The 21757-nt window shown below is 62.6% G+C and carries 19 protein-coding genes; 13 read left to right on the top strand and 6 right to left on the bottom strand.

Translation table 11 applies throughout. The features are described 5' to 3' along the window. Window positions 1-28 precede the first annotated feature (28 nt). The gene (locus C4J94_RS12095; protein WP_124386373.1) at window positions 29-775 is read left to right on the top strand and encodes a creatininase family protein; all 747 of its coding nucleotides are present in this window, start codon (window positions 29-31) and stop codon (window positions 773-775) included. Window positions 776-903: 128 nt separating this feature from the next. Here C4J94_RS12095 and C4J94_RS12090 read toward each other — a convergent pair whose 3' ends face one another. Together C4J94_RS12090 and C4J94_RS12085 are read right to left on the bottom strand one after the other, a co-directional pair. Further along, window positions 904-1245, bottom strand: coding sequence for a hypothetical protein (locus C4J94_RS12090; protein ID WP_124386372.1), 342 nt, complete (start codon window positions 1243-1245; stop codon window positions 904-906). Window positions 1246-1289: 44 nt separating this feature from the next. After that, window positions 1290-1934, bottom strand: a complete 645-nt coding sequence (locus C4J94_RS12085; protein ID WP_124386371.1) for an ATPase — start codon at window positions 1932-1934, stop codon at window positions 1290-1292. Window positions 1935-2076: 142 nt separating this feature from the next. Here C4J94_RS12085 and C4J94_RS12080 point away from each other — a divergent pair, with 142 nt between their 5' ends. Beyond that, the gene (locus C4J94_RS12080) at window positions 2077-2349 is read left to right on the top strand and encodes a hypothetical protein (RefSeq protein WP_124386370.1); all 273 of its coding nucleotides are present in this window, start codon (window positions 2077-2079) and stop codon (window positions 2347-2349) included. Here the strand turns inward: C4J94_RS12080 and yfcF are convergent. Together yfcF and C4J94_RS12070 are read right to left on the bottom strand one after the other, a co-directional pair. After that, window positions 2324-2956 (bottom strand): glutathione transferase, encoded by a 633-nt coding sequence (yfcF, locus tag C4J94_RS12075; protein WP_124386369.1) that lies wholly within the window; start codon window positions 2954-2956, stop codon window positions 2324-2326. The genes C4J94_RS12080 and yfcF overlap by 26 nt on opposite strands. 99 nt (window positions 2957-3055) lie before the next feature. Then, window positions 3056-3607, bottom strand: coding sequence for a DUF924 family protein (locus C4J94_RS12070; protein ID WP_124386368.1), 552 nt, complete (start codon window positions 3605-3607; stop codon window positions 3056-3058). A 97-nt stretch (window positions 3608-3704) separates the two neighbouring features. Here C4J94_RS12070 and C4J94_RS12065 point away from each other — a divergent pair, with 97 nt between their 5' ends. Continuing rightward, window positions 3705-4859, top strand: a complete 1155-nt coding sequence (locus C4J94_RS12065) for a DUF1624 domain-containing protein (RefSeq protein WP_124386367.1) — start codon at window positions 3705-3707, stop codon at window positions 4857-4859. Between the two features lie 23 nt (window positions 4860-4882). Here the strand turns inward: C4J94_RS12065 and C4J94_RS12060 are convergent, their stop codons facing one another. Beyond that, entirely contained in the window at window positions 4883-5512 is a 630-nt protein-coding gene (locus tag C4J94_RS12060; RefSeq protein WP_124386366.1) for a DNA-3-methyladenine glycosylase I, read from the bottom strand. A 233-nt stretch (window positions 5513-5745) separates the two neighbouring features. On the opposite strand from C4J94_RS12060, the gene C4J94_RS12055 reads away from it, so the two are divergent. The 3 genes from C4J94_RS12055 (at window position 5746) to C4J94_RS12045 (ending at window position 8637) form a co-directional block, all read left to right on the top strand. Continuing rightward, complete coding sequence (locus C4J94_RS12055) at window positions 5746-7056, top strand: C4-dicarboxylate transporter DctA (RefSeq protein WP_124386365.1); 1311 nt, start codon at window positions 5746-5748, stop codon at window positions 7054-7056. Between the two features lie 159 nt (window positions 7057-7215). Further along, entirely contained in the window at window positions 7216-7917 is a 702-nt protein-coding gene (locus tag C4J94_RS12050) for a FadR/GntR family transcriptional regulator (protein ID WP_124386364.1), read from the top strand. Between the two features lie 18 nt (window positions 7918-7935). Continuing rightward, on the top strand, window positions 7936-8637 hold the full coding sequence (locus C4J94_RS12045) for a GntR family transcriptional regulator (RefSeq protein ID WP_124386363.1): 702 nt from the start codon (window positions 7936-7938) through the stop codon (window positions 8635-8637). A gap of 115 nt (window positions 8638-8752) precedes the next feature. Here the strand turns inward: C4J94_RS12045 and C4J94_RS12040 are convergent, their stop codons facing one another. Further along, window positions 8753-13621 carry an NAD-glutamate dehydrogenase gene (locus C4J94_RS12040; protein ID WP_124386362.1) on the bottom strand — a complete coding sequence of 1623 codons (4869 nt, stop codon included), beginning with the start codon at window positions 13619-13621 and terminating at the stop codon, window positions 8753-8755. Window positions 13622-14115: 494 nt separating this feature from the next. Between C4J94_RS12040 and C4J94_RS12035 the strand changes: the two genes are divergently transcribed. From C4J94_RS12035 to C4J94_RS12005, 7 genes are all read left to right on the top strand, one after another. After that, window positions 14116-14469: a hypothetical protein gene (locus C4J94_RS12035; RefSeq protein ID WP_124386361.1), complete on the top strand. Its 354-nt coding sequence runs from the start codon at window positions 14116-14118 to the stop codon at window positions 14467-14469. 293 nt (window positions 14470-14762) lie between these two features. After that, on the top strand, window positions 14763-15722 hold the full coding sequence (locus C4J94_RS12030; protein ID WP_020301524.1) for a MoxR family ATPase: 960 nt from the start codon (window positions 14763-14765) through the stop codon (window positions 15720-15722). Between the two features lie 5 nt (window positions 15723-15727). Continuing rightward, a complete protein-coding gene (locus C4J94_RS12025; RefSeq protein ID WP_124386360.1) occupies window positions 15728-16660 on the top strand; it encodes a DUF58 domain-containing protein in 933 nt (310 codons plus the stop codon). After that, the gene (locus C4J94_RS12020; protein ID WP_124386359.1) at window positions 16657-17151 is read left to right on the top strand and encodes a DUF4381 domain-containing protein; all 495 of its coding nucleotides are present in this window, start codon (window positions 16657-16659) and stop codon (window positions 17149-17151) included. The genes C4J94_RS12025 and C4J94_RS12020 overlap by 4 nt, the downstream gene beginning before the upstream one ends. Then, window positions 17144-18232: a VWA domain-containing protein gene (locus C4J94_RS12015; protein ID WP_124386358.1), complete on the top strand. Its 1089-nt coding sequence runs from the start codon at window positions 17144-17146 to the stop codon at window positions 18230-18232. The genes C4J94_RS12020 and C4J94_RS12015 overlap by 8 nt, the downstream gene beginning before the upstream one ends. After that, a complete protein-coding gene (locus C4J94_RS12010) occupies window positions 18229-19968 on the top strand; it encodes a VWA domain-containing protein (protein ID WP_124386357.1) in 1740 nt (579 codons plus the stop codon). The genes C4J94_RS12015 and C4J94_RS12010 overlap by 4 nt, the downstream gene beginning before the upstream one ends. Further along, window positions 19965-21605, top strand: a complete 1641-nt coding sequence (locus C4J94_RS12005; RefSeq protein ID WP_124386356.1) for a BatD family protein — start codon at window positions 19965-19967, stop codon at window positions 21603-21605. The genes C4J94_RS12010 and C4J94_RS12005 overlap by 4 nt, the downstream gene beginning before the upstream one ends. The last annotated feature ends 152 nt before the right edge of the window (window positions 21606-21757 follow it).

The following is a 21757-nucleotide window of genomic DNA, read 5'->3' as shown; positions in this document are numbered from 1 at the left end:
TGTCCCCACCGATAAGAGAGAGCGTCGCATGCTTCTACACAAATCCACCTGGATCGAGATCGGACAGTTTCTGGAGCGCAGCCGCACGGTGGTGATCCCCATCGGCTCCAACGAGCAACACGGCCCCACCGGCTTGCTGGGCACTGACTGGATGTGCCCGGAGATCATCGCCGTCGAGGCGCAGAAGACTGCCGATATCCTGGTCGGCCCCACCTTCAACATCGGCATGGCCCAGCACCACCTGGGCTTTCCCGGCACCATCTCGCTGCGCCCTTCCACCTTTATCGCCGCCATTGGCGACTGGGTGCGCTCGCTGGCCGGGCATGGTTTCGACAAGATCCTGTTCCTCAACGGCCACGGCGGCAATATCGCCACCATCGAAGCGGCGTTTTCCGAACTCTATGCCGAGGCCAGCTATGCCCGCCGCCCGGCCGGGTTCGCGCTGAAGCTGGTCAACTGGTGGGATCTGGAGGGCGTCACCGACCTGGCGCAGCGCCAGTTCCCGGTGGGCCATGGCAGTCACGCCACGCCGTCGGAGATTGCAGTGACGCAATGGGCCTATCCGGACTCGATCAAGTCCGCCGATTATTCGCCGAAAATCGCCAACACCGGCCCGATCCGCGAAGCGCTGGACTTCCGCGCACGCTTCCCCGACGGCCGCATGGGCTCGGACCCGGCGTTGGCGACGGTGGAAAAAGGCGGTGAATTGGTAGCGCTGGCGGCGCAGGGGCTGATCAAGACGGTGAACAGCTTCAGCAACGAAGCAAAACCCTAGATCACTGCGCATCTAATGTGGGAGGGAGCTAGCCCCCGATGGCAGCGTGTCAGTCAGTTATGTATGGCTGATACACCGCTATCGGGGGCAAGCCCCCTCCCACATTTTGTGTCAGTGTGATCCGGGGGTTACTTGCAGTCCTGCGCCGCCTGCTCGAGGCGCGATGGCTTGAGCGCCGAAGCCAGGGGCTTGCGCTCATACAGGAACACTTTGGTGCCGTCCTGGGACTTGTACGCTTCCAGCACATCATCGGCCGCGATCTTGCTGGTCAACAGCACCTTGGCGTGACGCGAGTTCTGGGTCACGGTGGAGGTGATGCCGTGCTTTTCAAGCTTGGGCAATACGCACTGCACATAGCCTTCAGGTGTCTTGGCGGTCTGCAAGGTCAGCGAGGGAGCGTTCGGAGCCGTGATACAGCCGGTCAACAGCAAGGAAGCAGAGGCCAGGGCCGGGGCGAAAAAAGAGCGCATAGACATTCCTGAAAATAACCAATAGATCCCTGTCGATCCGCGTATCAACCGGCGCGGACCAGGGCTTTAAGCGATGCATCGAACTGCTTCAAGGCATCTTGTTGTACATCTCGCTGCTGCTCGATCTGCGCGGCAACTTCCAGTGCTGACTTGTCATGCACCCATACCGACGGCACTTGCCTATCCACCGAGCCTTCGGCCTTGGCGATGTATTGCAGGTCGGCGTCATAGAACCGCGCGGTAAAGCGCGCCTCGACTACGTCATTGCGCTGGGTCAGCAACTGGTTATGGGTATCGAGCACCACCACCACGTCCGGATGCGCCTGCACCAGATCATCGAGGCTGGGGTAGACAGTTACCGAGACGAACGTGCCCTGCAGGGAGTTCATCAGCCAGTCGATGGCCAGTTCTGGATCGGAGCTGTTGACGAACGCCTGGCGAATACGCCCATCCAGGGCATCCTTCGCGCCATTCATGGCCATGGCATGGTAGCGCTCAAGGTAGTTCTGGTTGTCCCGCGTGTTTTCGCTGTACAACACCCCCACCGACTGCGCACGCTGCAGGGAGTTTACGCTACCGACGAGGGGCAGCAAATGGCCTGTACGCAGCTCATCGGCAATCGCCGGGTTGGCCAGCACTGCGCTGCCAAGCATCAGGGTCATCAAAGCAAACTGGATTATCGTCCTCATCGCGCATTTCCTTGAGCAGCGTTTCGATGAGCGGATTTTGCGCTTTTGCCATAAAAACAGAACTTGTGATCCTTGATGGTGACTATCATTTGAACCGATAGTGTCAGGCAGCCCAGCCCCATAAAACTATAAGGACCGTGCCATGAAGCCTCACCAGAAAACCTTCGACCGCATCCGCGAAGCTGTACTGCCAGAGTTTCGCGAGCGCGTCGCCGAGTACCTGGTCGACTATGAAAACGTCCTGCTGGACCCGACCCGTGACGCCGACGAGCAATCCGCCAGCGCCCAGCAACTGCGCGGTTACCTGCGTGGCTTGAACACCACCCGCGTGCTGGGCATGGCGGACTGGGAGGACCTGGACCGGCGTGTCGCGCAAATCAACGAACCCGTTACAACCCAGGGCGTGGCTGGTTGACCCATTCCTGCACCGACGGCCGTTGCCACTGGCGCCGGGCATAGGCCACCAGCTCGGCAGGCACGGCGTCGCCATTGAGAATCAGGCGATTGAGCATCACGGCCAGGTCCACGTCGACGATCGACCAGTTGCCGAACAAGTAATGCGGGTTACCCGCCAACAATTGCTGCGCCACACTGATCAACTTGCCGGCCGCCGCCTGCGCCACTGGCGACAAGGGCGGCATCTGTTGACCGCAGAACACCACCAGGGTCGAACGCTCCTGGCGAATCGGCAGCAGGTCGCTGCGCAGCCACGCCTGCACCTGTCGAGCCCTCGCCCGCTGCTGCCTGTCAGCCGGGTAAATGGGGGTGTCGGGGTAGGCCTCATCCAGGTATTCAGTGATTGCCGAAGATTCCGATAGGGAGAACTCGCCTTCCTCCAACGTCGGCACCCGCTGGGTCAGCGACAAGCGAGCGTATCCCGCGGCCTGATGCTGGCCGGCGTCCAGGTCCAACGGCACGGTTTCGAATGCCAAGCCCTTTTCGCGCAAGGCGACGAACACCGACATCGCGTAGGGGCTGGTGTACAGCGAATCAACGTAGAGGCGCAGCGGAAGGTGGCTCATGGGCGATCTCCTTGAATGAGGCCTAACGCTACGAGATCCGGGGAAATAAAGACAATGCGCTGTTTTTATGGGGGCATTCCTGATGGGAATAGCGCTGGCCTAACCCGCAAAGCCTCCAGCGCTGAGGAAGTCGTGTTCTTCATCCGTGGTTTCTCTTGCCAACACCGCATTGCGATGGGGAAACCGCCCAAACCGCTCGATGATTCGCGCGTGCTCCTTGGCCCAGCGGTAGGTGCTGGCATCCAGAGGCTGGTTAAGCACGACAGAGCGTTGCTGGTCCTTCGGGTCTTCCGAGTGTTCGAACGGCAGGTAACAAAACGCGCGCAGCCCGGGCTCGATCAAGGCGTCCAACCCGGCGTCCACCATCCGCCGTGCATACAGGCGCGCCAGTGGGTCGGTGGCGAACATATGCGCGGTACCGCGAAACGCGTTGCGCGGGTACTGGTCCAGCAGGATCAACAAGGCCAGTGCGCCGTGGGGCGATTCCAGCCAATCCTCCAGCTCGCGCCGCGCCGCTTGCAGGTGCGTGGCGTAGAAGGTGTCGCGAAACAGCGCGTCGAACCTGTCGTCCTTCGCAAACCAGCGCTTTGGGCCCGCCTGTTTCCAGAACTCGATGACGGCCTCGGCCGATTGTGTGTCTGAAGTGGTCATTCGTGCCTCCGATAAGTTCGCCTTCGCGGCGCGGCAATGTGCCGGTTAATGTTATAGGATAACGCCTCTTTTTCGCCCGGCCTTGTGAACCGTTCCCATGACTGATGCTGTTGCGCCACGCCCTCGCCTGCTTTCCATCGACGCCCTGCGCGGCCTGGTGATCCTGTTCATGCTGCTCGACCACGTACGCGAAACCTTCCTGCTGCACCGCCAAGTGGGCGACCCGATGAGCATCGACACCACCGAGCCGGCGCTGTTTTTCAGCCGCACCCTCGCCCATCTTTGCGCCCCGGTGTTTGTGCTGCTCACCGGTTTGTCGGCCTGGCTGTATGGTCAGAAATACCAAAGTCGGCGCGCGGTGTCGGCATTTTTATTCAAGCGCGGGCTGTTTCTGGTGGTGCTGGAGTTCACCCTGGTCAACTTCGCCTGGACCTTCCAGTTACCGCCCAGTGTGATTTACCTGCAGGTGATCTGGGCGATTGGGGTCAGCATGATCGCCCTCGCCGCGCTGGTATGGCTGTCGCGCCCGCTGCTGATCGCCTTGGCGCTGGCGACCATTGCCGGGCATAACCTGCTCGATGGCGTGCATTTCGCACACGGTTCGGCACTTCAGGTTGTGTGGTCGATCCTGCATGAGCGCAGTTGGATCGAGGTGTCAGACAGCCTGCGCCTGCGCGTGACTTACCCGGTGCTGCCATGGATCGGCGTGATCGCCCTGGGCTACGGCCTCGGCCCTTGGTTTGCGACGGCCGCGCTGCCCGCCGTGCGCCAGCGTTATTTGCTGCTGGCGGGTGCAGGCGCGTTGCTGGGTTTTGTACTGCTGCGGGTGGCCAACGGGTATGGCGAAAAACCCTGGCACGCCTATGAAAGCGCCGTGCAGACAGGCATGAGCTTCTTCAACATCACCAAATACCCACCTTCGCTGTTGTTCCTGGCGCTGACGCTGGGCATCGGCTTGCTATTGCTGCTGGCATTCGAACGGGCTGGGCAGAAACGCTGGATCAGCATCCTTGCGGTATTTGGCGCGGCGCCGATGTTCTTTTATCTGTTGCACCTGTATGTGCTGAAAATCCTGTATGTCACTGCTGTGGCGCTGTTTGGGCTTGATCACGGCGATTACTTCGGCTTCGACAGCATTGGCGCCGTGTGGCTGGCCGCGATGGCGCTGCCACTGGCGTTGTACCTGCCGGTACGCTGGTTTGCCGGGCTGAAGGCGCGGCGCAGGGATATCACCTGGCTCAAATACCTCTGACGCATCGGCGTGCGTTCAGTGACTCAGGGTCGTTGAAATTGGTCGCGCAGCGCATCGATGCGCTCACGGCAGACGCAACCGTGCAGGTGATCATTGACCATCCCCATCGCCTGCATCAGCGCATACATCGTGGTCGGGCCGACAAAGGTCCAGCCACGTTTCTTCAGGGCCCTGGATAACCGCTCCGACGCCGCCGACGTCGGGTTGGCCGTCCAGTACGCCAGGTCCACCACGGCCGGGCGCTCCTGTGGGCCGGGCTCGAACGACCACAGCCAACGCGCCAGCGAACCGGTCTCGCTCACCAGCTCGCAGGCCCGGCGTGCGTTGTTGATGGTGGAAACAATCTTCGCCCGGTTGCGCACGATACCGGGATCGTTCATCAAGCGTTCGATATCCGCCTCGCCATATTGCGCCACCTTGTGAAAATCAAAGCCGTCGAATGCCTGCCGAAACTGCTGGCGCTTGCGCAATATGGTGATCCACGCCATTCCCGCCTGAAAACCCTCCAGGCAGATCTTCTCGTACAACTGGACGTCGTCCGCCACGGGCACGCCCCATTCATGGTCGTGGTAATGGAGATATTGCGGCGCGGCGTTGCGCCAGGCGCAATGGGTGCGTCCGGCGTCGTCCGTTGTCAGTCCTGTTGGATCCATCTGTCACCTCTCGCCTACCGAGCACGGATGATACGCAAAAAAAATTCTGCCCCGCCAACCGCTCAAGCATCGCACTTGCCGACCAACTGGTCAGACCGCAGCCCATCAACCACCGAATATTTGCTTGTAGTTTGAAAAAAACCGAGCGTAGACTGGCCCCGCACTGGACTTACCGGTAAGACCACAACAATTAAGCCCTGGAACCACCAGGGCACCGAATAGAGATCCTTCCCATGCTCAGATGGTGCTCGCGTTCGATTTTCCTGCAAGTCGTGATTGGCCTGATGCTTGGCGTCATTTGCGGCCTGGCCCTTCCCGAATTCTCCTCGCAACTCAAACCCCTGGGTGACGGCTTTATCAAGCTGATCAAAATGCTGATCGGCCTGATCGTGTTTTGCGTGGTGGTCAGCGGCATATCCGGCGCCGGCGACTTGAAGAAAGTCGGACGCATTGGCTTGAAGTCAGTGATCTACTTTGAAGTGCTGACCACCGTGGCCCTGGTGCTCGGCCTGATCATGGCCTTCAGCACCGGCATCGGCAGCGGCGCCAATATTCATCTGGATCAGCTCTCCTCCGCCGGCCTGAATGAACTGGCCGACAAGGGCCAGCACATCCGCGGTACCAGCCAGTTCCTGATGGAGCTGATCCCCAACTCGGTGATCGGTGCCTTTGCCGACAACAACGTGCTGCAGGTGCTGTTGTTCTCCGTACTGTTCGGCAGCGCGCTGAACCTGGTGGGTGAAGCGGCCTCGGGCATCTCGCGGCTGATCAACGAACTGAGCCATGTGATCTTTCGCATTATGGGCATGATCGTGCGCCTGGCGCCGATCGGCGTGTTCGGCGCCATCGCGTTCACCACCAGCACCTACGGCCTGGACTCCCTGCAACACTTGGGCAGCCTGGTGGGCCTGTTCTACCTGACCTGCTTTGCCTTCGTCGGGCTGATCCTGGGCCTGGTGATGCGCCTGTCCGGCCTGCGCATGCTGCCGCTGCTCAAGTACCTGCGTGAAGAGCTGCTGATCGTGATGGGCACGGCTTCCTCCGACGCCGTGTTGCCGCAAATCATGCGCAAGCTCGAGCACCTGGGCATCGGCAGCTCCACCGTTGGCTTGGTGATCCCCACCGGCTACTCGTTCAACCTCGACGGCTTCTCCATCTACCTGACCCTGGCCATCGTCTTTATCGCCAATGCGACCGGTACCCCGCTGTCGATGACCGACTTGCTGACCATCCTGCTGGTATCGTTGATCACCTCCAAAGGTGCCCACGGTATTCCGGGCTCGGCGCTGGTGATTCTGGCGGCCACGCTCACGGCGATCCCGGCGATTCCGGTGGTCGGCCTGGTGCTGGTACTGGCGGTGGACTGGTTCATGGGGATTGGTCGAGCCCTGACCAACCTGATCGGCAACTGCGTCGCCACCGTGGCCATTGCCCGCTGGGAAAAAGACATCGATATCCAGCGCGCCAACAAGGTGCTGGACGGCCAGCAAGGCTATGCCTTCCAGGCCAAGAAACCGGTATTACCGGCGCATCAGGAATTCTGAAAATGACATAGACCAATGTGGGAGGGGGCTTGCCCCCGATGGCGGTGTTTCAGTTACAGAATCATCAACTGGTAAATCGCTATCGGGGGCAAGCCCCCTCCCACATTTTGTTCATCATCAACCTGGCAATCGCATTTGCAATTTAAAGGAGGCGTAGACGTGATCAGCACCTCGACCGTCGTCAATTCAGTGGTAGAAAAACTGCGCGCCGCCCTGGCGCGCGGCCAGTGGCGGCGTGGCGAAATGCTGCCCGGCCAGCGTGAACTGGCCGAACAGCTGGGCATCAGCCGGCCGAGCCTGCGCGAAGCGGTGATTGTGCTGGAGACCCTCGGCCTGGTGCGCTCCATGCCTGGCAAAGGCGTGGTAGTGCTGGAAACCAGCGTCAGCGAGCCGCAGTCGAGCGACGCCGTGGCGGATGCCAGCCTGGAAGACATCCTGCAACTGCGCTACACCCTCGAACCCTTCATCGTCGGCCTGGTCGCCCAGTCCATCAGCAGCAAGGAGATCGGCCAACTGCGCCTGACCCTGATGGACATGCGCGAAGCCCTCGAGGCCGAGGATGCCGAAGCCGGCATGAACGCCTATATCGACTTTCACGAAGAACTGTTCGCCCTGACCTCCAACCCGATCTTCCAGAACGTGGTGCAACAAACCAGCAACGCGCTCAAGCAAAGCGCCCAGGTGCTGCGCAATTCCCCCGAACATCTGGCCGAGCGCCTGCGCGAAAACGAGGCGGTGGTACGCGCCATCCGCAACAAAAACAGCGCCCTGGCCAGTGCCGAGATGCGTCGGCACATCCTGCAGGAAGGTCTGCGCATGGGTATTCGCTTGAACATCCCGGACGACCATCTGGGCAGTTGATATTTTTGGAGAACGGCCATGAACGCTCCCGCGCTGCAACGCAACCCCATCCTCCCCGCACTGCGCCTGGTGGCGGGCAAGAAGCCTTCGGTCGATGACATCTACCCTCGCCTGTTCGATGCGATCCTCGAACAGCGCATCGCCCCGGCCAGTCGCTTTACCGAAGAAAGCCTGGGTGAAACCTTTGGCGTAAGCCGCAGTGTGATTCGCCGGGTGCTGGCCAAGCTTTCCCACCAACAAGTGATCATCCTGCGCCCCAACCAACGCGCCCAAGTGGCGGCGCCGGATGCCCAACAGACGCGGCAGATCCTCGAAGCGCGGCGCATGACAGAGATCACCGTGGTGCAACTGGCCTGCGCCCAGGCTACCGGCGCACAGCGACGTCAGCTACGGGACCTGATCAGCCGCGAACGCGAATGCATCGAGCGCGACCAGCGCGGGCCGGCGATTCGTTTGTCGGGGGAGTTTCACCTGCTGCTGGCCACCATCGCCGGAAACGGCCCACTGGCACAGTTCCTCAACAGCCTGGTGCCGCTGACGTCCTTGGTCATTGCCCAATACGAAGCGAAAGCCTGCACGTATTGCGCGTGGCAGGAGCATGTGGCGATTGTGGATGCGATGGAGCAGCGGGACACGAGTACGGCGGTGGGGTTGATGACCCAGCACCTGGATCACCTGGAAAGCAAATTGCTCAAACACCGCTGGCCTTCAAATAAATGAAGAGCCAAATGTGGGAGGGGGCTTGCCCCCGATAGCAGAGTGTCAGTCACCACCTACGTGACTGACTCACCGCTATCGGGGGCAAGCCCCCTCCCACAGGTGTTTCACCAAGGCATCAAGCCGGTTGCAGCACCGACTGGCCGCTCAACGCCAGGTCCAGCAACTCCCGGTTGGCCACCGCATACATGGCGTAGTCGGTGCCAACCGCAGCACGGATTTCCACCATCATGGCGCGCCAGCGATCAGCCATGTCCTGGTGCTGCTCAAGCCACAGGGCCACGCGGGCTTCCATGTCTTGTGGCGCGTCAGCCATTTGCAGTACCGAAATGGTGATCGCCCGTTGCTGCCAGTCCACGTCGTCGCGGAAGGCTTCGCGGGCCTGAGCCTGCCAGTTGTTGGCCACCGGCAGGTCGCTGATCTGCTGCAGGTACCACGGCAGGTCCAGGGCGCTGCCGACGGCGAAGTAGGCCTTGGCCACCTCGGCGGCGTCATGCCCGGTCACGTCGGCGGCTTCGATGATCGGCAGCAGGGTGTACAGGTGTGTCGTACCTGCAACCATGCGCGCCAACAACTCCGGTACGCCGGCCTGGGTGTAGGCCTGGTAACGGTTCTGCCAGCCCTCACGCGTCGGGCCTTCGAGCAATTCGTCGAGCTTGAGGCCCAGCGCCGCCAGGTGCGGACCGAAGTGTGCAGTGTCACGCCCGGCGTCCTGCTCGTTGCGACGGCTGCGCAGGAACCAGCGCGTGGCGCGACGGCCCAGGCGCATCAGTTCATCCATCAACTCCAGTTGCACATCGGCGGACACCTGGTGGTCCAGGGCTTCGATCTGACGGAACCAGTGCGGGAGGTGGAAAATGTCGCGCACGATCACATAGGCGCCCGCCACGTTCGCCGGGCTCATGCCGGTCGACTCTTTGAGTCGTTGAACGAAGGTGATGCCCATGTGGTTGACCAGGTCGTTGGCAATCTGGGTGCTGACAATTTCGCGCTTGAGACGATGGCGACGCATGGCTTCGGAGAACTTGGCCACCAGGCTCGGCGGGAACGCGGTCTCCATGTCACGGGTCAGGTACTCGTCGTCCGGTACCAGCGACTTGAGCAGCGCTTCCTTGAGGTCGATCTTGCTGTAGGAAATCAGCACCGACAGCTCCGGACGCGTCAGGCCCTTGCCATTGGAGGCGCGCTCGATGAGCTGCTCTTCGGTCGGCAGGTACTCGATGGCGCGGTCCAGCTTGCCACGGCCTTCCAGGTCGCTCATCAGGCGCTTGTACTCGGCAGCACGCTCGTAAGCCTTGCGCGCCGCCAGGGACAGGGCCTGGGTCTGCTTGTAGTTGTTGCCCAACACCAGGTTGCCGACTTCGTCGGTCATGCTCGCCAGCAACTGGTTGCGTTGCTTGTCGGTCATGTCACCGGCCTGCACCACTTCGTTGAGCAGGATCTTGATGTTCACTTCGTGGTCGGAGCAGTCCACGCCACCGGCGTTGTCGATGAAGTCGGTGTTGGAGCCGCCGCCATTGAGGCCGAATTCCACACGACCCAGTTGGGTCATGCCCAGGTTACCGCCCTCGCCCACCACTTTGCAGCGCAGCTCGTTGCCATTGACGCGCAGCGCGTCGTTGGCCTTGTCGCCCACGTCGGCGTGGCTTTCGGTGCTGGCCTTGACGTAGGTACCGATACCGCCGTTCCACAACAGGTCCACCGGCGCCTTGAGCAAGGCGTTGAGCAGTTCGGTCGGGGTCAGCTTGTCGGCCTGGATGTCGAAGCGTTCTTTCATCTGCGGCGAGATGGCAATGCTCTTCGCGCTGCGCGAGAAGATACCGCCGCCTTCGGACATGATGCTGGTGTCGTAGTCGGTCCAGGCCGAACGCGGCAGTTCGAACATGCGCTGGCGCTCGACGAAGCTGGTCGCCGGGTTCGGGTTCGGGTCGATGAAGATGTGCAGGTGGTTGAAGGCCGCGACCAGTTGCAGCTTGTCGGACATGAGCAAGCCGTTACCGAACACGTCACCGGCCATATCGCCGACGCCGACCACAGTGATGCTGTCTTCCTGCACGTTGATGCCGCGTTCACGGAAGTGACGCTGCACACCCACCCACGCGCCCTTGGCGGTGATGCCCATTTTCTTGTGGTCGTAACCGGCCGAACCACCGGAGGCGAACGCGTCGCCCAGCCAGAAGCCGTAGTCGATGGCGATACCGTTGGCGATGTCGGAGAAGGTCGCAGTGCCCTTGTCCGCAGCCACGACCAGGTACGGGTCATCGTCGTCATGGCGCACAACGTTGGCCGGCGGTACCAGGGCACCGTCTTTCAGGTTGTCGGTAATGTCCAACAGGCCGGAAATGAAGATGCGGTAGCAGGCGATGCCTTCGGCCGCGATTTCGTCACGGCTGCCGCCCAATGGCAGGCGACGCGGCAGGAAGCCGCCCTTGGCGCCCACGGGCACGATCACCGAGTTCTTCACTTGCTGGGCTTTTACCAGGCCGAGCACTTCGGTACGGAAGTCTTCTTCACGGTCTGACCAGCGCAGGCCACCGCGAGCGACGTTGCCAAAGCGCAGGTGCACACCTTCAACCCGCGGCGAGTAGACGAAGATTTCAAACTTCGGCACCGGCTTGGGCAGTTCAGGGATGGCGCGCGGGTCGAACTTGAAGCTGAAGTACGACTTGTTCTGGCCGTTGGCGTCAGTCTGGTAGAAGTTGGTGCGCAGTGTGGCCTTGATCAGGTCCAGGTAGCGACGCAGGATGCGGTCTTCGTTGAGCACCTGAACGTCGTCCAGGGCGCTGAGGATCGCTTGTTCCAGACGCTGCTGCTTGTCTTCCAGGTCGTCGGCGGTGAGCTTGCGCGCCAGGTAGAAACGGGTCTTGAACAACCGCGTCAACTCGCGGGCGATGTCGGTGTGGTTGTTCAGGGTGCTGGCGATGTAGCCGAGGTCGAAGCCCAGGCGGATCTGCTTGAGGTAACGGGCGTAAGCGCGCAGCAGCGCCACGTCGCGCCACGGCAGGCCAGCGGTGAGTACCAGGCGGTTGAACGCATCGTTTTCGGCATCGCCGTGGACGATATGCACGAACGCGTCCTGCAGGGTGTCGTTGAGCTGCTGGATATCCAGGTTCACGCCTTCGGCGGCGATGAACGCGAAATCATGGATCCAGAACTCGCGGCCATTGGCGTGGCGCAGGCGGTACGGGAACTCGCCCAGCACGCGCAGGCCGAGGTTTTCCAGGATCGGCAGCACGTCGGACAGCGCCAGCGGCGTGTCGGCGTGGTAGAGCTTGCAATGCAGCTCACGCTGGCCGGAGACCTGGCCCAGCGGCTGGTAGAAGCTCATCACCAGCGGATTGGCTTCGGTCAGGCTGTTGAGGTGCTGCATGTCGACCACGGCCGAATGCGCGGCGAAACGCTCGCGGTAGCCAGCGGGGAAGCCTTTCGGGAAATCGGCCAGCACGTTGGTGCCTTGCGCTTCGCCGAAGCTTTCCACCACCAGGCTGGCGTAGTCGTCCTGCCAGCTGCGGCAGGCCTGCACCACTTCTTTTTCCAGTTGCAGCGGGTCGATGTCCAGGCGGTTCTTCGGGTCTACCCGCAGAATCAGTTGCACGCGGGCCAGCACGGATTCGGAGAAGAACGTCCAGAACTCGCAGTCCGAGGCTTTCAGGCGATCCATCAGCACTTGCTGGATCTTCTGGCGCACTTCGGTGGAATAGATGTCACGCGGCACGTAGGCCAGGCAGTAGCAGAAACGGCCATACGGATCTTTGCGCAGGAATACGCGGATCTTGTTGCGCTCCTGGATCTGCACGATCGACATCACTGTGCTGAACAGCTCATCGACCGGGGTCTGGAACAGGTCGTCACGCGGCAATACTTCAACCACTTGGGCAAGCTCTTTACCCAAGTGCGCCTTGGCCTGGAAGCCCGAACGGCGTTCGATTTCCGCGACCTTGCGGCGGATGTAAGGGATCACCCGTACGCTTTCGCCGTACACCGAGGAGGTGTACAGGCCCATGAAACGGTGTTCCTTGATGACCTTGCCGTCGGCGCTGATCTCGCGGATCGACACGTAGTCCGGATACGCCGGGCGGTGCACGCGGCTCGGGTGTGCCGCCTTGGCGAACGACAGCACGCTCGGCTCGCGCAGGTAGGCGACGGCGTAGTCTTCGATGCGCAGGTCTTCGGCGGTGAGGCCGGCGCGCAGCAGCTTGGTCAGACCGAGGAAAGAGCTGGCGTCATATTCGATATGACCGCCGTCCGCCTCGTCACGTACCACGAACTCTTCGTAGCCAAGGAAGGTGAAATGGTTGCCCACCAGCCATTCGAGGAAGTTCTTGATCTCGGCTTTTTCTTCGCCGTCGATCACGAACGCGCTGGCGTCGACACCGGCCAGCAGGTCCTGGACCTTGGCTTTCATCGGTTCGAAATCGGCCACGGCCACGCGCACTTCGCCCAGTACCTGCTCGAGCTCTTTGCTCAGCACATTCAGTTCGGCGGCGTTGGCGCAGCGGTCGATCTCCAGGTACATCAGCGATTCTTGCAGGATGCCTTCGCCCTGGGTGCCCTTGGGCAGGATTTCCAGCAACTCGCCCTTGCTGCCACGGCGCACGCTGAGCACGGTGGTCTGCAGGGTGTGGATGCTGTAGCCACGGCGGTTCAGCTCGGTACGTACCGAGTCCACCAGGAAGGGCAGGTCATGGTGCAGCACTTCGACCGCGGTGTGGGTCGACTGCCAGCCATGACGTTCATAATCGGGGTTGTAGACCCGCACTTGCGGTTGGGTGTGATCGAAGCGCTCAAGCAGGCGCCAGGCAGACAGGGTGCAACCGGCCAGGTCGGAAAGGCGACGCTGGGTCAGTTCGTCCAGGGAAATGATGCCGAAGAATTGCTCAGCGAACAGCGCCACTTGTGGCAGTGCCTGTTCACTGATGTGCTGCGCCAGTGCCGCTTGCAGTTGATGCTGGAAGTCGGCCTTGCTGGCTGCGGTGAAGAACGCCATCTGTGGTACTCCGCTTGGGCTTGTTATTGATGGAAGCGTCGCGTGTTATCCCCTTGCGGGGAGACCGTCAGCTCAGTTCGCTGGTATGGATGACAAGCACCATAAACCAATCAGAGTGACAGGTGGGTGAAGCTGGACAAGACAGTCAGGTCACATACAACTTCCACAAGATGCACACCTTGCCGGGTGACGGTACGACGGGCAGGTCAGGCGCCTGGCGCGGGGCACATCCGTTGCGCAGCTTAACGAGTGTAGGAAGCCCACTGCTTGCGGTGCTGCGACATATTCGGTCATCGGTAAGCAGGCGCTGGGTTGCGACTTGTGCAACCAGCCGTTTACGAGGAAAAAAACCAGCGACATTCGCGCTCGCCGGTATCGAAAATGACTGGTTTGGTCCGTCAGGTCATACAGCCGGTCTGACACACAATGCAGCACAAAATTCGCCGCAATGGCACAATTGCCTGCGTAACGCCCTACCCCAGACAGGATTCCCCATGCTGCAACTCAAAACCGACGCCCTGATGGCCACGCCGTGTGACGACGAAGAAGACAACATGGCCATGCTCTGCTGCCACGGCAAGAACGGCGAGATGTTCATGCTCAGCCGCTACCCGGATGAAGACGAGGTGGAACTGACCTGGGATTACGAGCCTTCGACCCTGGATGGGCTGAAAGTCACCTTGAGCGACTCCACTTTGCTGATCGAGCTGGCAGCCGGCGACACCGATGCACTGGGGGGCAAGGATCAACTGCAGATCACTCACGCCACTGCCGCCTCGGATATGGCCGAAGTGGAGCAAACCCTGCAGAACATCCTCAAAGGCACCGGCACCTATAGCCGAATTTAAGACCACCACAAATCCAATGTGGGAGGGGGCTTGCCCCCGATAGCGGTGTGCCAGCCAGCAGAAATATTGACTGACCCACCGTCATCGGGGGCAAGCCCCCTCCCACAGTGGTCCTCATCCACCTTGAGGGCGTTCACAGCAGAAAGCACACCCCCTACACAAAAATCCTACAAGTTTTGCCAAAAATACCCGTTACGCCGTTAGTCGCCACACCCCGCGATGCATTAAAGTAAGCGCCCCAGGCCGGTGTTTTTCCCTGACACCCGGGCTCATCTTTCCAGGAACCGTCATCGATGGAACATCGTGAAGCGCTGCTTGCGCTGCGAACCTTTCTTTCTACGCAGATTCTCGGCCAGGAAAAACTCATCGATCGCCTGCTGATCGCCCTGCTCGCCGATGGCCATATGCTGGTGGAAGGCGCGCCGGGCCTGGCCAAGACCAAGGCGATCAAAGAGCTGGCTGAAGGTATCGAAGCGCAGTTCCATCGCATCCAGTTCACCCCCGACCTGTTGCCCGCCGACATCACCGGCACCGAGATCTATCGTCCGGAAACCGGCAGTTTCGTGTTTCAGCAAGGGCCGATCTTTCATAACCTGGTGCTGGCGGATGAAATCAACCGCGCACCGGCCAAGGTCCAGTCGGCCTTGCTCGAAGCCATGGCCGAGCGCCAGGTCAGCGTGGGCCGCAGCACCTACGAGCTGTCGCCACTGTTTCTGGTGATGGCCACGCAAAACCCCATCGAGCAGGAAGGCACCTATCCGCTGCCGGAAGCCCAGCTCGACCGTTTCCTGATGCACGTCAAGATTGGCTTCCCGGACGCCGCCGTCGAACGGCGCATCCTGCAACAGGCGCGTGGCGAAGCGCTCAATGGCGAAACCAAGCCCGAGCGTCGCGTCAGCCAGCAGGCGATCTTCGCCGCACGCAAGGAAATCCTCGGCCTGTACATGGCCGATGCGGTGGAGGAATACCTGGTGCAACTGGTCATGGCCACACGCACTCCGGCCAAGTTCGACCCGGAAATGGCCGAGTGGATTGCCTATGGCGCCAGCCCGCGCGGCTCCATCGCCCTGGACCGCTGCGCCCGCGCCCATGCCTGGCTGGCCGGGCGCGACTTCGTAAGCCCCGAGGATATCCAGGCGGTGCTGTTCGACGTGTTGCGCCACCGCATCATTCTGTCGTTCGAAGCAGAAGCCGCAGGCGTTGACCAAGACCGCGTGGTGCAGCGCATTCTTGACGTTGTTGCCGTCGCTTGAAGCCGATGAACGCGAGCGCGGGTATCCACGTCACGCTCAGCGAGCTGATCGAGATGCGCCATCGCGTGCGCGAAGTGCAGTTGTTTTCCACCCCCGGCCAGCGCAGCCCGCTGATCGGCTTGCACCATTCCAAGCTGCGCGGGCGCGGTGTGGACTTCGACCAGGTGCGCGTGTACCAGGCCGGGGACGACGTACGCACCATCGACTGGCGCGTGACGGCGCGCACCCAGGAGCCGCACACCAAACTGTTCCACGAAGAGCGCGAGCGGCCGATTTTCATCATGGTCGAGCAAAGCTGCCGGCTGTTTTTCGGCTCGGGTCAGATGTTCAAGTCGGTGCTGGCCGCCCAAGCCGCCAGCCTGATCGGCTGGGCGGCGCTGGGGCATAACGACCGCGTGGGCGGCCTGGTGTTCGGCGACAGCGAGCACTACGAAATCAAACCCCGGCGCAGCAAGCAAAGCCTGCTGCAACTGCTGAACCGCCTGGTGCGGGTCAACCAGAGCCTGAACACCGAAAGCCGCCCGGAAGCCGACGCCTTGGGCATGGCCCTGCGCCGTGGCCGCGAAGTGCTGCGCCCCGGCAGCCTGGGCATTGTGATCTGCGATGAACGGGCACTCACTGAAGGCGCCGAGCAACAGTTGAGCCTGCTGTCACGCCATTGCGACCTGTTGCTGCTGCCCATCTCCGATCCGCTGGACCACGCCCTGCCCGCCGCCGGGTTGCTGCGTTTCGCGCAGCGCGGTGCGCAACTGGAACTGGACACGCTCAACTACGAATTGCGCCAGGCCTACAAGGCCCAGGCCGAAGCACGCATTGCCCGCTGGGAACTGCTCGCGCAAAAACTGCGCGTATTGTTGATGCCACTGAGCACCCAGAGCGAAATGGTCGAGCAACTGCGCGAATACCTCAACCCGCAACGCCCGGTCAAAAAACAATGAGCAGCCTCGACCAACTGCAACCGCTGATCGCGCCACCGCCCATCGGCTTCTGGCCGCCCGCGCCGGGCTGGTGGCTGCTGTTGCTGGTGATCCCGCTGCTTGGCTGGGGCCTGTGGTGGCTGCGCCGCTTCCTGCCCACGCGACGCCCCGTGGCCCGCGTCGAACAACCGCTGGACCCGCTGCGCATCGCGGCCCTGGCCGAGCTGGCGCTGATGCCCAAACCCTACGACGGCGCGCCCGCCGGCGCCTGGTTGCAACAGCTCAATGGCCTGCTCAAGCGCCTGTGCCGCAACGACTACCCCTACAGCCAGAGCCACACCCTCAACGGCCGCAAATGGCTGGCGTTTCTTGACAACCGCTGCCCCGCCGCCGGCCTCACGCGCTGGATGGTGCTGGTGGAAGGCGCCTACAAGCCTGAATGCAAACTCGACGACAAGGCCATCGCCGGCCTGACCCAAGCCGTCGACACCTGGATCCGCAAACATGTTTGAGTTCGCCTGGCCGTGGATTTTCGTCCTGCTGCCGTTGCCATGGCTGATGCGCCTTATCCTGCCGGTGGCCGACAGTGGCGAACCCGCCTTGAAGGTCAGCTACCTCAACGACCTCGAAAGCCTGGCCCGGCGCCGCGCCCGAGTGAACCTGCCGGGCTGGCGCCAGCAGGCACCGTTCGTGGTGCTGTGGCTGCTGCTGTTGACCGCCGCCGCGCGCCCCGAATGGCTGGGCGAGCCGTTGCCGATTGCCGCCAGTGGCCGCGACTTGCTGGTGGCGGTGGATGTGTCCGGCTCCATGGATTTTCCCGACATGCACTGGCAGGACGAGGACGTCAGTCGTCTGGCCCTGGTCAAGCACCTGCTCGGGGATTTTCTTGAAAGCCGTGAAGGCGACCGCGTGGGCCTGATCCTGTTTGGCAGCCAAGCCTATCTGCAGGCGCCGCTGACCTTCGACCGGCGCACCGTGCGCACCTGGCTGGACGAAGCGCGCATCGGCATTGCCGGCAAGAACACGGCAATCGGCGACGCCATCGGCCTGGCCTTGAAGCGCCTGCGCCAGCGCCCGGCGCAAAGCCGCGTGTTGATTCTGGTGACCGACGGCGCCAATAACGCCGGGCAGATCGACCCGCTCACCGCCGCGCGCCTGGCCGCCGAAGAAGGCGTGAAAATCTACCCGATCGGCATCGGCGCCGACCCCGAGCAAACCGGTTCGCTGGGCATTCTCGGCGTGAACCCGAGCCTGGACCTCGACGAACCGGCGCTCAGGGCAATCGCCGAGGCGACTGGCGGGCAGTATTTCCGCGCTCGAGATGGCAAGGAGCTGGAGCAGATCAAGGCAACCCTCGACACGCTGGAGCCGGTCGAACAGCAACCCACTCAGGCCCGCCCCGCCCACGCCTTATACAGCGGCCCTCTGGCCCTGGCATTGATCCTCAGCCTGTTGCTGGTGGTGCAGGAGCGCTGGCCGAACAACGCCTTGCAGCGGCTGTATAACAAACTGTCGAGCAAGGGCATGTTCCTGCCCCAGAGCCCTGAATGGCGCCAGCGCCTCAAGCGCCTGCGCTTGCGGAGGCGTCGATGATCGCCTTGTGGCCACATTGGTTGCGCCCCTGGTGGCTGTTGCTGCTGCCGCTGCTCGGCTGGTTGCTGTGGCAGCTGTGGCACCGGCAAAAGCGCGCCGGGCGCTGGCAGATCATCCTGCCGCCGGCGTTCCATGCCGTGCTGCTGAGTGGCGGCAACGGCCGCGAAAGCAAATCCCCCTGGGTGGTGCTGGGCATCGCCTGGCTGCTGGCGTTGCTCGCGCTGCTGGGGCCCAGTTGGCAACGGGTTGAACAACTCAGCCAGAAGCCTTCCGACCCGTTGGTGGTGCTGCTGGAACTCACCCCGCAAATGCTCGCCACCGACAGCCCGCCCAACCGCCTCGAACAGGCGCGGCGCAAGCTGTATGACTTGCTGCAAGCGCGCACCGATGCGCAAACCGCCATCGTCGTGTATGCCGGCAGCGCCCACACCCTGGTGCCGCTATCGGATGACCTGGCCACCAGCCGCAACCTGCTCGAAGCGCTGCGCCCCTCGATCATGCCCGAGCCCGGCCACCGCGCCGACCTGGCGGTGGAAAAGGCCCTGGCGCTGCTCAAGCACGGCGGCCTCGGCCAGGGGCGCCTGCTGCTGATCGGCTCGTCGCTGTCCAAGCAGGAGCGCCAGGGTATCCGGCTGCTGTTGCAAGGCAGCCAGGCGCCGAGCTTGTCGATCCTCGGCATCGGCAGCCGTGAAGGCACGCCGGTGACCCAGGAAAGCGGCGAATTCTTGAAAGATGAACAGGGCGCGATCCTGATCCCACGCCTCGACAGCCCGACCTTGAAGGCCTTTGCCAGCGAAATGGGCGGCCGCTACCGGGCCGCACGCCTGGACGAGAAAGACCTGCGGCAACTCGGCGTGCTCGACCCGCCGCAAGCCCTGCGCGACGACGGCCAGCTACTGCGCCTGGACACCTGGGCCGATCAGGGCTACTGGCTGCTCCTGCCGCTGCTGCTGTTGGCCGCCTGTGCCGGGCGCCGCGGCTGGCTGTTTTGCCTGCCGCTGCTGTTGATGGCCGCACCGCAGCCCAGCTACGCCTTCGAATTCCAGGACCTGTGGCTGCGCCCCGACCAGCAAGGCCAGTACCTGCTCAAGAAAAAGCGCCCCGCCGAGGCCGCCGAACGCTTCCAGGACCGCCAATGGCAAGGCGTGGCCCTGTACCAGGCCGGTAACTATGCCGAGGCCATCAAGCGCTTTGCCGAAGGTGACGACGCCTATGCCCACTACAATCGGGGGAATGCCCTGGCCAGGTCCGGCGCGCTGGAAGCGGCGATCGATGCCTACGAACAGGCCCTGGAAGCCCAGCCCGACCTGCAACCGGCCCTGAAAAACAAGGCGCTGGTTGAACGTCTGCTCCAGGAGCAAGCGCAATCGGAGCCCGACGAACCGGAAAAAAACCAGGATGACGAAACCACCCAACCCGGCCAAACTGCGCAACCGGGCGCTGACGGGCAAAACGCCAAGGGCGGCGAGCAATCCTCCCAGGGCCAGGGCGAGGCCGGCAACGGCACGACCGACACCGCCGCCACGCCACCAACCGGCAGTAACGAAGTGCCCGGCAGCGAACTGGGCGACGAACAAACCACCACGCCGCCGCTACGCCCTGCCGATACCAGCCTCGAAGGCGAGCAACGCCAGGCGCTGGAGCAATGGCTGCAGCAGATCCCGGACAACCCCGGTGAACTGCTGCGACGTAAATTCTGGTACGAACAGCAACAACATCAGGACAAGACTCGATGAGCCGCCGCACCACCCTTCTGCTCATGCTCGCATTGTCGGCAGGCCACGCCCAGGCGGCGAACCTGGTCGCCAGCGTCGACCGCAGCCGGCTCAACTCCGGGGAAACGGTGGAACTGACGGTGGAATCCAGCGATGTGACCCAGTTCGGCAAGCCCGACCTGTCACCCCTGGATGCGCAGTTCGAAGTCAGCGGCACGCGCCAGATCAACCAGCTCACCACCCTGGGCGGCGATAACCACGCCACCACGCGCTGGATCATCACCCTGCTGCCCCGGGAAAACGGCACCGTGGTGATCCCGCCGCTGCAAGTGGGCGAACTTACGACCCAGCCGATCACCCTGCAGGTTGTAGAGACCGCCAGCCAGAACACCAGCGCCGAGCTGGCGCCGGTGTTTGTCGAAGCCAGCCTCGACCAGACCAGCGTCTATGTGCAGGCCCAGGCCCTGTTGACCGTGCGCGTGTACCACTCGGTGTCGCTGTATGACGACAGCAGCCTTACGCCACTGCAAATCCCCGACGCGCGCGTGGAGCAACTGGGCGAGTCGCGCACTTATGAAAAAGTCATCAACAGTATTCGCCATGGCGTGATCGAAACCCGCTATGCCATTTACCCGCAGCACAGCGGCGCGTTGACGATTGCGGCGCAGACGTTCAGCGCCACTTTGGTGGAATCACGACCGCCTCAGGAGAACACGCTGCAAGGCACCAAACCGGGCAAGCTGATCCACGCAAGTTCGGCGCCGCTTGCGTTGACGGTCAAGCCCAAGCCCGAGTTCTACCCCGCCGACACGCCATGGCTGCCGGCGCGCAGCCTGAGCCTGGACGAAGCCTGGAACCCCACGCCCGAGCATGTGCAGGTCGGGGACTCGCTGACGCGCAGCCTCACGGTCAAGGTCGAGGGCCTGTCCAGCGCGCAACTGCCGGCGCTGCCCAGCACTGAGGTCAACGGCCTGCGGCGCTACCCGGATCAGCCGGTACTGGGCAACCAGACCAGCGACCGCGGCCTGATCGGCAGCCGCGAGGACCGCGAGGCCCTGGTGCCAACCCGTGCCGGTGCGCTGGAACTGCCCGCGGTGGAAGTGGTGTGGTGGAACACCCACGAAGACCACCTTGAACGCACCACCCTGCCCGCTCGCACCTTGCAGGTGGCGATCAACCCGAGCCTGGTGGTGGACACGCCCGCCACGCCGACCGTCATCACCGCGCCGGATGACGAGCGCCTGTGGCTCTGGCAGCTCAGCACCTTGCTGCTGGCCTGCACCACCTTGCTGGGCTTCGGCCTGTGGTGGCGCGCCCGCCGCCAACCCGCCGTGCAGCGCGCCGCGCAAACCGGCCCGAGCCCACGCACTCTGCTCGACGACCTCAAGCGCGCCACCCAGGCCAACGACCCCCAGGCCACCCGCCAGGCCCTGGATGCCTGGGCCCGGCAGCAACCGGAAACCCTGGCCGACATGGCGGCGCGGTTCGTGCCATTGTCGGATGCACTCGACGGCTTGAACGGCGCGTTATACAGCGAAAGCGGCCAGTACTGGCTGGGTGAAGACCTGTGGCGGGCGATCAAGGCCATCCCCGTGGCCGAGCGCCAACAAGACCCGGCCACCGACACCACCAGCTTGCCGCCGCTCTACCCCAAGTAATCTCCTGACGCCACAGTTGACCCGCATCGCCTGCTGGAAATGGCCCGCACTTTGGCGGACCGGGCCTTCGAGTGCCTGCAGCCCCAGGCATAACGCAAAATCCTTGTGGGAGGGGGCTTGCCCCCGATGGCAATCGATCACTGACAGGTGTA

This window comes from Pseudomonas sp. R5-89-07, from assembly GCF_003851685.1.
Classification (GTDB): Bacteria; Pseudomonadota; Gammaproteobacteria; order Pseudomonadales; family Pseudomonadaceae; genus Aquipseudomonas.
The sequence above is the reverse complement of the archived record's forward strand: the minus strand, read 5'-3'. Positions and strand labels throughout refer to the sequence as shown.